Source organism: Rhodococcus sp. P4_B6 (assembly GCF_056402215.1).
Window position 1 is genome coordinate 1 of the sequence record NZ_JBFUHV010000042.1, and the last position, 13,011, is coordinate 13,011.

Consider the following 13,011-nt stretch of genomic DNA (forward strand, 5'->3'; position numbering starts at 1 on the left):
GGAGCGTCAAGTCGGTCGTGTTCAGCCAGCAGGCCGATTCGACCGTCGCGCAGATCGACACCACGTCCCAGCTGCAGGAGGCCGAACGGCTGATCGCCGCGGGCGACGCGGAGTCGGCGAAGAACCTGCTCGACGGCGCCGCCGACCGTGCCGGCGGGGTACGCGACGCCGACATGCGCAACGAACTCGACGTGTGGCGGGCGAAGCTGGCCGCGGAGGTCGAGAAGATCGCTCCCACCACGCCGCCGGCGACGACGGCGCCGGGAACCACCACAACCGGCGCGCCGACGCAGGCCACCGAGTTGCCTGCCACCGTGCCGGGGACATCCGGTTCCACGACGGTGCCGGGAGTCGGGCAGTTGCCGGGAACCCTGCCGACGGATCTGCAGATTCCGGGACTGCCGCCCATTCCGCTGCCGCAGCTGCCCACCTTGCCGCCGCCGCCGCCGCCGCAGCTTCCGCTTCCGCCTGAGACGATGCCGTCCACGAGCCCGGATCCGACAATCATGCAGTTGCCGATACTGCCGCCGGACAATCCGACCACGCAGCCGCCCACTCAGCAGCAGCCGTCTCAGCAGCCCTCGACGGTGCCGCTGCCCACCACGACGACCCCGGTCCCGGTGCTGCCGCCCACCAGCTAGCGGTTAGGCGGCCCACCCGCACAGACGACTGTGGCCCGACACTTCGCGTGTCGGGCCACAGTCGTCTGTCAGTACAGGGTTTGGATCGGGTTGTGCCGGATCAGGCGTCGAAGCCGTCTCCGTGCAAAGCGTCGTTCATCGAGGCGTCCGCGTAGCCGCGGCAGTAGTCCCATGTGACATATGCCTCGGGTGTCGGGTCGTAGGCGGGCTCGTGCGGGCGCACGGTGCCGTCGACCAGGAGCTGGAGGAGGTTGGCACGGAGCATGTCCCAATCGTGGTAGTGATCTTGCTGGCAGTCTTCGCAGCAGACGACGAGACCGCGGATCCCACGATGCGCCAGCAGCGCCTCGTACACGGCGAGGTCGGCCAGATCTTCCTCCACGGCGAGACGCTCATGGGGGTCGAGTGGCTGGCCCGGTTCGATCGCATCGAGAGCTGCGGACGGGTCGGCGGGGTCGCCGGCGAAGGGGTCCGGGGGCAGACCTGGAGGCAGTTGATCGCGCACAGCACCACGGTACGCAGGTCAGCCCGGTCTGCGCCAGCCGTTCGGCGTACGCCCAGCGTGGGTGGGCTCCGTGGCGATCACGTCGAGCCGATATCATGGTGTGCGGAGCTGGGAATATCGATCGTCGCTCCGGCCTTTCCCTGTATCCGTGTTCGCGCAAGTTTCACCAGATCGAAGATCTGAATGTCCGCAGACGGCGCCACCGGCGCTGCACCTATGTTCCATGGAGGGCCCGAACCGCATGACAAGTTCAGCAGGGCATGTACACACCGGCGGTGACGACCCGAACAAGGTCGCGATGCTGGGTCTCACGTACGACGACGTCCTGCTCTTGCCGGCGGCGTCGAATGTCATCCCCGGCCAGGTCGACACGTCCAGCCAGCTGACCAGGGACATCCGGCTGCGGGTGCCGCTCGTCAGCTCCGCGATGGACACCGTCACCGAGGCGCGGATGGCCATCGCCATGGCCCGTGCAGGCGGCATGGGCGTGCTGCACCGCAACCTGTCCGTCGAGGCGCAGGCCGGGCAGGTGGAGACGGTCAAGCGGTCCGAGGCCGGAATGGTCACCGACCCGGTCACCTGCAAGCCGTCCGACACCCTCGCCGAGGTCGACGCCAAGTGTGCGCGGTTCCGGATCTCCGGACTCCCGGTCACCGACGCGGCCGGACAGCTCGTCGGCATCATCACCAACCGCGACATGCGTTTCGAGGTCGACCAGAACCGCGCCGTGTCCGAGGTCATGACGAAGGCGCCGCTGATCACCGCCCAGGAGGGTGTCACCGCCGAGGTGGCGCTGGGACTGCTGCGCCGCCACAAGATCGAGAAGCTGCCGATCGTGGACGGCCAGGGCAAGCTCACCGGGCTCATCACGGTCAAGGACTTCGTGAAGACCGAGCAGCACCCGGACGCCACCAAGGACCGCGACGGCCGGCTCCTGGTCGGTGCCGCCGTGGGTGTGGGCGACGAGGCGTGGAGCCGCGCAATGGCTCTCACCGACGCCGGGGTCGACGTGCTCGTCGTCGACAGCGCCCACGGTCATTCGGCCGGTGTGCTGGACATGATCTCCAAGCTCAAGGCCGAGGTCGACGAGCGCGTGCAGATCATCGGCGGCAACGTCGCCACCCGCAGTGGTGCGGCCGCCCTCATCGAGGCCGGTGTGGACGCGGTCAAGGTCGGTGTCGGCCCCGGCTCCATCTGCACCACCCGCGTCATCGCCGGTGTCGGCGCCCCGCAGATCACCGCGATCCTCGAAGCGGTCGCCGCGGCCAAGCCGCACGGTGTGCCGGTGATCGCCGACGGTGGGCTGCAGTTCTCCGGCGACATCGCGAAGGCCCTCGCGGCTGGCGCGTCGACGGCGATGCTCGGTTCGCTGCTCGCAGGCACCGCGGAGTCGCCCGGTGAGCTGATCCTGGTGAACGGCAAGCAGTACAAGAGCTACCGCGGCATGGGGTCGCTCGGCGCGATGCAGAGTCGTGGGGCCGCCAAGTCGTATTCGAAGGACCGCTACTTCCAGGACGACGTGCTGTCCGAGGACAAGCTGGTCCCGGAGGGCATCGAGGGCCGGGTCGCGTTCCGCGGTCCGCTGTCCCAGGTCACACATCAGCTCACCGGTGGTCTGCGGGCCGCCATGGGCTACACGGGAGCGTCGTCGATCGAGGAACTGCAGAACGCGCAGTTCGTGCAGATCACCGCTGCGGGCCTGAAGGAGAGCCACCCGCACGACATCACGATGACGGTCGAAGCTCCCAACTACACCGCTCGCTAGCAACCAGTCACGATTCACGAGAAAGGGGCGCGCGTGCGCGACCTCGTTGAGATCGGCATGGGCCGAACAGCCCGACGAACCTATGAGCTGGACGACATCGACATCGTCCCCTCCCGCCGGACCCGCTCCTCCAAGGAGGTGTCGACGTCCTGGCAGCTCGACGCGTACCGGTTCGACATCCCGGTGCTGGCGCATCCGACCGACGCGCTCGTGTCGCCGTCGTTCGCGATCGAACTCGGCAAGCGCGGTGGCCTCGGCGTCATCAACGGTGAGGGGCTGTGGGGCCGGCACGCGGACGTCGAGGCGAAGCTCGCGGAACTCGTCGCGCTGGCGGAGTCGGACGTCGACGTCGAGGCGCCGATCAAGAAGCTGCAGGAACTGCACGCGGCACCGTTGCAGCCGGGGCTCCTGGCCGCTGCCGTGGCGCAGGTCCGCGACGCGGGTGTCACGACCGCCGTGCGGGTGAGTCCGCAGAACGCGCGGGCGCTGACCCCGCAACTGCTGGAGGCGGGCATCGACCTGCTGGTCGTGCACGGCACGATCATCTCCGCCGAACACGTCGCCCACGGCGACAGCGAACCGCTGAACCTGAAGACGTTCATCTCCGAACTGGACGTTCCCGTCGTGGCCGGTGGGGTGAGCGATCACCGCACCGCTCTGCACCTGATGCGCACGGGCGCGGCCGGGGTGATCGTCGGGTACGGCTCCACCGAGGGCGCCACGACCACCGGTGAGGTCCTCGGCATCGGTCTCCCGATGGCGACGGCCATCGCGGACGCCGCGGCCGCCCGCCGCGACTACCTCGACGAGACGGGTGGACGCTACGTCCACGTCATCGCGGACGGCGACATCACGTCTTCGGGCGACCTCGCGAAGGCGATCGCCTGTGGCGCGGACGCCGCGGTCCTGGGCGCACCGCTGGCCGTTGCCGCGGAGGCTCCCGGCGGCGGCTGGTACTGGCCGTCGGCCGCCGCGCACCCGTCGGTGCCGCGCGGCACGATGCTGCCGGTCTCGTTCGGTGACCGGCCGTCGCTGGACCGGGTCCTCACCGGCCCGTCGGACGACCCGTTCGGTTCCCTGAACCTGGTCGGTGGACTGCGCCGCTCGATGGCGAAGGCGGGGTACTCCGATCTGAAGGAATTCCAGAAAGTAGGCCTGACGGTCCGCGCCTGAGGCGTACGTCCGTCACTGCTTCTCTCGTCGCCCGATGTCGCATCGGTGCAGTTCAACTGCGCCGGTGCGGCATCGGGCGACGTGCGTTTGYGGGTATCGCGACCGTTCCTGATACCTCTCGTTACAGTTAAGGTAACCCTTGTGGCAGCTGTCACAACCGCCGGGTGCATACTGGCGAGTAATAAACTCAGGTTCGTTGGAGGTCGAGTGATGAGCAAGCAGCGCACAACGGATTACGACGTCCTCATCGTCGGTTCCGGATTCGGTGGCAGTGTCACCGCGCTCCGGTTGGTCGAGAAGGGGTACAAGGTCGGCATCCTCGAGGCGGGCCGTCGCTACGCCGACGCGGACTTCGCGAAGACCAGCTGGGATCTCAGGAAGTTCCTCTGGGCGCCCGCCCTCGGGTTCTTCGGCATCCAGCGCGTCCACTTGCTCCGCGACTGCCTCATCCTCGCCGGCGCCGGCGTCGGCGGCGGGTCACTCAACTACGCGAACACCCTCTACAAACCGCCTGCCTCCTTCTTCCAGGACAAGCAGTGGTCGCACATCACGGACTGGCACGACGAGCTCACGCCGCACTACGAGCAGGCCCGCAAGATGCTCGGCGTCGTCCAGAATCCGCACATGACCCCCGCGGACGAGATCATCAAGTCGGTCGCCGAAGACATGGGCGTGGGCGACACGTTCGTCCAGACCCCGGTCGGCGTCTTCTTCGGAGAAGCGGGCAAGACCGTGCCGGACCCGTACTTCGGCGGCGTCGGCCCCGACCGCACCGGATGCATCGAATGCGGCGAATGCATGACCGGATGCCGGCACGGCGCCAAGAACACCCTGCTCAAGAACTACCTGGGCCTCGCGGAGAAGGCCGGCGCGGAGATCATCCCGATGACAACGGTCAAGGGGCTGCGCGAGGCGTCCGACGGCACCTGGGACGTGTTCACCCGGCGCAGCGGGCCGCGGAAGAACCGGAACCGCAAAACGTACACCGCGGCGAACGTCGTCCTGGCCGCCGGCACGTGGGGCACGCAGCATCTGCTGTTCGACCAGAAGGAGTCGGGCGCGCTGCCGAAGATCTCCGACCGGCTGGGTGTGCTCACCCGCACCAACTCGGAGTCGATCCTCGGCGCCGCCAAGAACAAGGTGGACCCCGCGCTCGAGCTCACGAAGGGCGTCGCGATCACGTCGTCGTTCCACCCGACGCCCGACACCCACGTGGAGCCGGTGCGCTACGGCAAGGGGTCGAACTCGATGGCGATGCTGCAGACGCTGCTGACCGACGGCGGCGGCAGGCGGTGGATGACGTTCCTCAGGGAACTCGCGAACGATCCGACGGCACTGAAGGTCCTCACCCCGTACAAATGGAGCGAGCGCACCATCATCGCGCTGGTCATGCAGAACCTCGACAACTCCATCACCACGTACACGAAGAAGGGCCTGTTCGGCCGGCGCAAGGTCACCAGCAAGCAGGGACACGGTCAGCCGAACCCCAGCTGGATCCCGGCCGGCAACGAGGCGACCCGGCGGATCGCGGAGAAGATCGACGGTCGCGCAGGCGGCACCTGGGGCGACGTGTTCAACATCCCGCTCACTGCGCACTTCCTCGGCGGCTGCACGATCGCGTCGGAACCGTCGAACGGCGTCATCGACCCGTACCACCGGGTGTGGGGTTACCCGACGCTGAGCGTGGTCGACGGTTCGGCCGTGTCCGCGAACCTGGGCGTCAACCCGTCGCTGACGATCTCGGCGCAGGCCGAGCGTGCGGCGTCGCTGTGGCCGAACAAGGGTGAAGTGGATCTGCGTCCGGCGCAGGGGGAGGGATACCGGCGCCTGAACCCGGTCGCGCCGATCAAGCCGGTCGTCCCGGAAGGCGCGCCCGCCGCGCTGGTGCTGCCGATCGTCGAGATCCGAAACGGCTCGGTGCTGCCCGACACCCGGAAGCACGGCGTTGCATAGCGCCGGCGAGGGCCGGGTCGTGGGGTCGCGCAGACCACAGAGCTGCGCCGATTAGACTGATCCGGTGGCAGATATCGAGCAACAGAGACCGGTCCTCGTCGTCGACTTCGGCGCGCAGTACGCGCAGCTGATCGCCCGGCGGGTGCGTGAGGCCAAGGTCTATTCCGAGGTGGTCCCGCACACCGCGACCGTCGAGGAGATCGCGGCCAAGAATCCGCTCGCCGTGGTGCTGTCCGGCGGGCCGTCGAGCGTCTACGCCGACGGGGCGCCGCAGCTCGATCCGGCCCTGTTCGATCTGGACGTTCCGGTGTTCGGCATCTGCTACGGATTCCAGGCCATGGCCGGTGCGCTGGGCGGGACGGTCGCCCACACCGGCACTCGTGAGTACGGCCGCACCGACCTGAAGGTGCAGGGCGGTCTGCTGCACGAGGGGCTGCCGTCCAATCAGCCCGTGTGGATGAGTCACGGCGACGCGGTCACCGAGGCCCCCGAAGGCTTCGAGGTGACGGCCACCAGCGAGGGCGCACCCGTCGCCGCATTCGAGGACCGGGCCCGCAGGCTCGCCGGCGTGCAGTACCACCCGGAGGTTCTGCACTCGCCGCACGGCCAGCAGGTGCTCAGCCGGTTCCTCCACGAGATCGCCGGCATTCCCCCCGCCTGGACGGCCGCGAACATCGCCGACGCCCTCGTCGAGCAGGTCCGCGAGCAGGTCGGCGACGGCAAGGCGATCTGCGGACTCTCGGGCGGTGTGGACTCCGCTGTCGCGGCGGCGCTCGTGCAGCGCGCGATCGGCGACAACCTGACGTGTGTGTTCGTCGACCACGGCCTGATGCGGGCCGGGGAGCGTGCGCAGGTCGAGCAGGATTTCGTCRCCGCCACCGGCGCCCGGCTCATCACGGTCGACGCGGCCGACACCTTCATCGGTGAACTGGCCGGGGTGTCCGATCCGGAGACCAAGCGCAAGATCATCGGCCGCGAGTTCATCCGCAGCTTCGAGGGTGCCGTCAGCGACGTGCTCGGTGAGAATGCCGCGCACGGCGACACGGTCGAATTCCTCGTGCAGGGCACGCTGTACCCCGACGTCGTGGAATCCGGCGGCGGCACCGGCACGGCCAACATCAAGAGCCACCACAACGTCGGCGGCCTGCCCGAAGACCTGCAGTTCACGCTCGTGGAACCGCTGCGCCTGCTGTTCAAGGACGAGGTCCGCGCGGTGGGGCGCGAGCTGGGCCTGCCGGAGGAGATCGTGGGACGCCAGCCGTTCCCCGGCCCCGGGCTCGGCATCCGCATCATCGGCGAGGTCACCCAGGAGCGGCTCGACCTGCTGCGTCACGCGGATTCCATTGCGCGCGAAGAGTTGACGGCCGCCGGGCTCGACGGCCAGATCTGGCAGTGCCCGGTGGTGCTGCTCGCCGACGTCCGCAGCGTCGGCGTCCAGGGCGACGGACGCACCTACGGGCACCCGATCGTGCTCCGCCCTGTGTCCAGCGAGGACGCGATGACCGCGGACTGGACGCGACTGCCCTACGACGTTCTCGAGCGGATCTCCACCCGGATCACCAACGAGGTTCACGACGTCAACCGGGTCGTGCTGGACATCACGAGCAAGCCGCCGGGCACCATCGAGTGGGAGTGACGCACTGTGCGCGGTGGGCGAGTCGCCTGACTCGCTCACCGCGCACGGTGCGCGTCAGCGCCTATCGTCGCCGGTTGGGTGCGAACACGAGTACCACGCCGACCAGCACCGCGACCACCACGAACAGCCAGCGGAATTCGACGTTCGCGAGCGGCTCCAGCGAGAACGGCCCCGCGAGCGCCCATCCACTCACCAGCAGTGCTGCCACCCCCGCGAGGAGCAGGAGCGGTGACGGGCGCTTGCGCGTCCGGGTCTGCTCGCCGTCCTGAGTGTCGTCGACGTCATCCACGGCGCACCTCCATACTTCCGAACCGGACATCTGCATTGAGGGTCAGGACGTGACCGTCCGTTCCGTCGGCACCGCCGTCGAGACCGTCTGGGAGACACTGTGCGTCGCCGAACTGTGCGGTGCAGTGGTTCTCGACGTTCATGCCGGGCGGCAGGAGCACCACGACCTCACCGAACTGACCGCTGACGTCGACCGTCTTGTCCTCGGTGAGCGTGACGTTCCGGAGGTCGAGCGTGAAGCTGCCGAACCCACCGGAGTAGGCGGGTTCGATGTCGGCGGCCGTCAGGGGCACCCAGGTCCGGTCGCCCATGTTCTCGCTGTTCAGGTCGAGTGACCCGACGAGCGAGGCGAGGATCACGAAACCGATCAGCGGGCCTGCGACGACGAGAAGCCCGTAGCCCTTGCGCAGGAAGCCGCCGATCAGCAGCCCCACTCCGATGACGGCGAGCGCGACCGCGCCGATGCGACCGGGATTCAGCCAGTCGGATCCGGTGGCGACCGCCAGCGCCGTCGCTGCCGCGGCTGCGAGGATGGCCAGTCCGATCACCATGGTGGTCAGGCGGGAATGCGTGCGCTCCGGTTGCACTGCGGGAGTGCTGGTTCTGGCCGGCTCGGGCAGGTCCCACGCGAACGGAGCGACACCGAGCGGGTCCCATGCGGGGGGACGCGGTTCGAGCGGCGCGAACGGCGCCGACGGTGCGTCGACCCGCGGACCGGCGGTCGGGGACTTCTCGAACGACACCGGATCGGTCTGGGCGGCAGCGGTTTCGGGTTTCAGTGCCTCGGTGGGGGCCTCGCCGGTCGCGTCCGCCGGCTGCCCCGTGGTGGGAGGCGTGCTCGGCGTGTAGGAGTCGGGAAGCTTCGTGTACGGACCGTACGCACCCGAACCGTACGTGCCCGGGCCGAACGGGTTGGCGCCGAACTGTCCGGGCGAGAAACTCGTCCCGGGATAGCCGGTGCCGACACCGGGGGCGACGGCTCCGACGGGCGACGGCGGGGGGATCGGCTGCCGCTGGTACAGCAGCCACAGGCCGCCGAGCATCAGCGCCATGCTGATCAGCCCGGAGCCGCCGAGGCCGACGCCGAAGGGGCCGACGGTGCTCACCGCGATCGCCAGTGCGACGAGAAGGACGATGGTTTTGGTGCCCGAGTCGGAGCTGTGACCGCGTCCCATCAACGACTCCGCGGGGGAGGCCGGGTCGCCCGACTTCGTGAGGGCGAGCCAGCACGCCAGGTAGAGGAGCACGCCGGCGCCGCCGAAAATGGTGGACACGACGAACGCGACTCGTATCAGTACGGGATCGACGCCGTAGCGGTAGCCGATTCCCGCACAGACACCGGCGACGTGGCCACGGCCGGGCAACCGCACCGGTCGGGTCCGCCACAGATCCTGTATCTGCTCTTGGAAGCTCCCATTGCTCATACCACCATCGTTCCGGTCGCCGCATCGCGCGTACATCGGGAAGTACCCTGATCTTTCCGGTCGGGGTGGGCCGGAACGCGGCCCCAAGTCAGGGTCGGACCCTGATGCCGCGGCCCGGGGATCGTGCCAGTATCGAAGGTGTGCAACCTGTGAACACGTCCGCGGGCGGCGCCCAGTACGCGGGCGCCGTCACCGCGCCGGTACCGCCCGGCGGTCTCCCCATGCCGCGGCTCGAACGCCGGACCGGTGGCCGCATCGTCGGCGGCGTCGCAGGTGGTATCGCCGACCAGCTGGATGTCGACGTGATGAAGGTGCGGGTCGCGTTCGCCTGTCTCGCCGCGCTCGCCGGCGCGGGCATCGTCGGCTACGGGCTGTTGTGGATCTTCACGGCCGCGGGTTCGGACACGGAGAAGCCCAGTGCGTCCGAGCGGCGCAGAGCGTACGGGCTGATCGCGATCGGTCTGGCCGGTGCGTCCGCGTTGTCGTGGTTGTTCAGCGGCCGGGTCGGTTCGGTGATCGCACCGATCATCGTGGTGGCGGTCGGCGCGGCCCTGGTGTGGCGCGAATTCGATTCGGAGGGGCCGCGCACCGTCATCGGGCTGCCGCAGCGCCCCACCGTCCTCACCTGGGCGCGGGTCCTCGGTGGCGTGACACTGATCGTGTCGGGTCTCGGCGTGGTGATCCTCGCGCAGGTCGACTTCGCCGCGCTGCGTTCGTCGTTGCTGGCCGTGGTGGTCACCCTGGTCGGCGCCGGACTGCTGACCGTGCCCCTGTGGTTGCGGCTGTGGCGGGCGCTGGGGGCGGAGCGCGCCGCGAGGATCCGCAACGACGAGCGCGAGGAGATCGCGTCACACCTGCACGACTCCGTCCTGCAGACCCTGGCGCTGATCCAGAAACAGGCCGACCATCCCCAGGAGGTCGCGCGGCTCGCCCGGGGGCAGGAACGGGAACTGCGCAAGTGGTTGTTCGGTGGGGGAGACACCGACCATTCGAGCCTGGCGGAGGCGTTGCGCATCATCGCGGGCGAGGTGGAGGACCACCACGGCGTCACCGTGCGGCCGGTGACGGTCGGCGACGTGGCCCTCGATGTCGACGGCACCGGCGAGGGACTGTCGAAGGAGAGTTTCACGGCGGTGCTCGGCGCGACGCGGGAGGCTCTGGTCAACGCGGCCAAGCATTCCGGGGAGACCGACATCAATCTGTTCGCCGAGTCCGAGCGCGAGCAGGTCAGCGTGTTCGTCCGGGACCGCGGCGTCGGATTCGACGTCGACGAGGTGTCGCCGGACCGTCAGGGGCTGGCGAAGTCGATTCGCGGGCGGATCGAACGGCGAGGCGGGCACGTCGACGTGCGGTCCACGCCAGGCAAGGGCACCGAGGTGCGAATCCACATGCCGCGGAACGGCCGGACGCGCGCGGGAGCGGGGGCCGCCGACAGCGCGGACACCGGCGTCGAGGACGTGCCGTTCAGTCAGGGCGCGTGAGCACTACTTTCGTCGTGTCGGTTCCCCTCGTGCGCAGCGCCTGCTCGCTGCTGTCCTCGTGAGGGGTAGTGTTCGCCCGCGACGCGACTGTGGGGGTCGTGCGGTCACACCGTGCTGCGGCGGGGTGCGACGCGAGACGTCAAGGGGGGATTCATGTTCGACCGTGAACGCCTGCGGGTGCGTGAGCAGGAACTGCAGGGTCAGATCGATTCGATGCTGGCCACGCTCGACCGGCAGACGCAGGATCTGCATGCCGCTCAGCGACAGGTGGCACAGCTGCGCGTTACGGGTGAGTCCGCCGACGGGCTGGTGCAGGTGGTGGTGAACTCGGTCGGCGGGGTGGTCGAGGTGCACCTGGCACCGGACGCGTTCCAGCGCTCCACCCCCGAATCGCTGGGACGCGCGATGACCGACGCCGCCGCCGCGCCGGCGAGGCCGCGCACGCCGAGTCGATGCGCATCATGGGATCGATCGTGTCCGCGACCGAGACCCTGCCGGATCTGCCGGACCTCGTTCCCGACCCCGACGACGGGTCGTGGAATCGGCCGCTGCTGCGGGACGGCTGGCAGTGAGCGCGCAGCTGTGGGTGGACCCGGCGCATCTGCGCGGCGTCGCACCCCGATTCGATGCCCTGTCGCAGCGGATGGCCGAGGTCGCCGCCACCCTGACCGCGACCCTCGACGGTGAGGGCGAGTGCTGGGGCGCCGACGAGACCGGGACGACGTTCGCGAGCGGGTATCTGCCGTCCGCGGACGCGGCCGAACACTCGCTGGGGTTCGCCGTCGCGGCGCTGGCAGCGGTCGGGTCGAAGCTCCGGAGTACCGCCGACTCGTTCGACGACACCGACCACGGCACCGCGTCCAGCCTCGCCGGGCTGTTCTGATGGGCCATCGACGAGGCCGATGCCGCGATCCGGTCGGCGTTGTCCGGTGTCAGTGGTGACGTCGAGACCGCGATGGCGAAGGAGTGGATCGGCGCGGACGGTGCGTTGCGTGAGTTGTCGGGGTTGTTCCACGAACTCGGTGACACCCTGGACTGGTCGGCCGACGACCCAGTGCACTGAACGGCACTCAGCATGAACGGCATGCTCGGCTCCTACGTGCAGGAGGAGACCGTGGGCACACCGAGGTTCGGCGACGCCGTCGTCGAGTGTGGCCGGGGGGACTGCGGGGCTCGCCGCGGTACCGGCGTGGATCGTCGTCTCTTTCGCCCACCGGACCGATTCCAGGCGCGATTCCATGCGACGTTCGGCATGTGGATGACGGGTCTGTGCGTCGTGCGGCCGGAGGACGGAACGTGGCCGAGCTTCGGATATCTGGTGAAGGCCTGGTTCCGAAGTGTCTTTGCCATCGTCGAATCGGATATCGCCACGGACGGCGAAGACGGGATGCCCGCGGTGGTGCGGCGATCTGGTGAATCGTGCGACACGCTCTACAGTGGGGTGACACTACCGCCCACGCCGAGGAACAGCCGCAGTGACTTTGCCTGAAACACCCCCGTACCGTGTCTTTCTCGTCGACGATCATGCCGTGTTCCGCTCCGGTGTCCGTGCCGAGCTCGGTAGGGAAGCGGACATGGAGGTGGTGGGCGAGGCGGGCGGTGTCGCGGAGGCGGTGTCCGGGATCAACGCCACCTCGCCGCACGTCGTCCTACTCGACGTCCACATGCCCGACGGCGGCGGTGTCGCGGTGCTGCGGGGCATCGAGTCGGGTCCGGTGTGCCTGGCGCTGAGTGTGTCCGACGCCGCCGAGGACGTGATCGCCGTGATTCGCGCGGGCGCCCGCGGGTACGTCACCAAGACGATCTCGGGGGCCGAGCTGGCCGACGGCGTCCGCAGGGTCGCCGGCGGTGACGCCGTGTTCAGTCCGCGGCTCGCGGGTTTCGTGCTGGACTCCTTCACCGGACGTTCCAATGCTCCTGAGCCGCAGCTGGATCCGGAGCTGGATTCGCTGACGCCGCGGGAGCTGGAAGTGCTGCGCCTCCTCGCCCGCGGTTACACGTACCGCGAGATCGCCGAGGAACTGGTGATCTCGGTGAAGACGGTCGAAACGCATGCGTCGAACGTGCTGCGGAAGACGCAGCAGTCCAACCGGAATGCGCTCACGAGGTGGGCGCACCGCAGGCGGATCGACTGACGTCCCCGGG

General features: G+C 69.0%; 11 protein-coding genes and 2 pseudogenes. 10 read left to right on the forward strand and 3 right to left on the reverse strand.

Annotation, left to right across the window (positions count from 1 at the left end):
* Positions 1 to 641: pseudogene (locus AC1DWT_RS20885) on the forward strand (anti-sigma-D factor RsdA); the annotation flags it as partial.
* A gap of 100 nt (positions 642 to 741) precedes the next feature.
* Here the strand turns inward: AC1DWT_RS20885 and AC1DWT_RS20890 are convergent.
* Positions 742 to 1,146, reverse strand: a complete 405-nt coding sequence (locus AC1DWT_RS20890; protein WP_005239778.1) for a DUF5319 domain-containing protein — start codon at positions 1,144 to 1,146, stop codon at positions 742 to 744.
* Positions 1,147 to 1,387: 241 nt separating this feature from the next.
* On the opposite strand from AC1DWT_RS20890, the gene guaB reads away from it, so the two are divergent.
* From guaB to guaA, 4 genes are all read left to right on the forward strand, one after another.
* On the forward strand, positions 1,388 to 2,911 hold the full coding sequence (gene guaB / locus AC1DWT_RS20895) for an IMP dehydrogenase (protein WP_005239781.1): 1,524 nt from the start codon (positions 1,388 to 1,390) through the stop codon (positions 2,909 to 2,911).
* A gap of 33 nt (positions 2,912 to 2,944) precedes the next feature.
* A complete protein-coding gene (locus tag AC1DWT_RS20900) occupies positions 2,945 to 4,084 on the forward strand; it encodes a GuaB3 family IMP dehydrogenase-related protein (protein ID WP_072945780.1) in 1,140 nt (379 codons plus the stop codon).
* Positions 4,085 to 4,294: 210 nt separating this feature from the next.
* Positions 4,295 to 6,037, forward strand: a complete 1,743-nt coding sequence (locus tag AC1DWT_RS20905; RefSeq protein ID WP_206015200.1) for a GMC family oxidoreductase N-terminal domain-containing protein — start codon at positions 4,295 to 4,297, stop codon at positions 6,035 to 6,037.
* 64 nt (positions 6,038 to 6,101) lie between these two features.
* Complete coding sequence (gene guaA, locus AC1DWT_RS20910) at positions 6,102 to 7,673, forward strand: glutamine-hydrolyzing GMP synthase (protein WP_477922002.1); 1,572 nt, start codon at positions 6,102 to 6,104, stop codon at positions 7,671 to 7,673.
* A 61-nt stretch (positions 7,674 to 7,734) separates the two neighbouring features.
* On the opposite strand, the gene AC1DWT_RS20915 is transcribed toward guaA, so the two are convergent.
* Both AC1DWT_RS20915 and AC1DWT_RS20920 read right to left on the reverse strand, forming a co-directional pair.
* The gene (locus tag AC1DWT_RS20915) at positions 7,735 to 7,962 is read right to left on the reverse strand and encodes a hypothetical protein (RefSeq protein ID WP_072945785.1); all 228 of its coding nucleotides are present in this window, start codon (positions 7,960 to 7,962) and stop codon (positions 7,735 to 7,737) included.
* On the reverse strand, positions 7,955 to 9,421 hold the full coding sequence (locus AC1DWT_RS20920; RefSeq protein ID WP_206015202.1) for a PspC domain-containing protein: 1,467 nt from the start codon (positions 9,419 to 9,421) through the stop codon (positions 7,955 to 7,957). Before AC1DWT_RS20920 ends, AC1DWT_RS20915 begins: the two co-directional genes overlap by 8 nt.
* Positions 9,422 to 9,489: 68 nt before the next feature.
* On the opposite strand from AC1DWT_RS20920, the gene AC1DWT_RS20925 reads away from it, so the two are divergent.
* The 5 genes and pseudogenes from AC1DWT_RS20925 (at position 9,490) to AC1DWT_RS20945 (ending at position 13,001) form a co-directional block, all read left to right on the forward strand.
* Positions 9,490 to 10,866, forward strand: a complete 1,377-nt coding sequence (locus AC1DWT_RS20925) for an ATP-binding protein (protein ID WP_072945790.1) — start codon at positions 9,490 to 9,492, stop codon at positions 10,864 to 10,866.
* 213 nt (positions 10,867 to 11,079) lie between these two features.
* A pseudogene (locus AC1DWT_RS20930) lies at positions 11,080 to 11,223 on the forward strand (YbaB/EbfC family nucleoid-associated protein); the annotation flags it as partial.
* Between the two features lie 211 nt (positions 11,224 to 11,434).
* Positions 11,435 to 11,749, forward strand: a complete 315-nt coding sequence (locus AC1DWT_RS20935) for a WXG100 family type VII secretion target (protein WP_206015203.1) — start codon at positions 11,435 to 11,437, stop codon at positions 11,747 to 11,749.
* A gap of 39 nt (positions 11,750 to 11,788) precedes the next feature.
* Positions 11,789 to 11,929, forward strand: a complete 141-nt coding sequence (locus AC1DWT_RS20940; protein ID WP_206015204.1) for a hypothetical protein — start codon at positions 11,789 to 11,791, stop codon at positions 11,927 to 11,929.
* Between the two features lie 412 nt (positions 11,930 to 12,341).
* Positions 12,342 to 13,001 carry a response regulator gene (locus AC1DWT_RS20945; RefSeq protein WP_015889975.1) on the forward strand — a complete coding sequence of 220 codons (660 nt, stop codon included), beginning with the start codon at positions 12,342 to 12,344 and terminating at the stop codon, positions 12,999 to 13,001.
* Positions 13,002 to 13,011 lie beyond the last annotated feature (10 nt).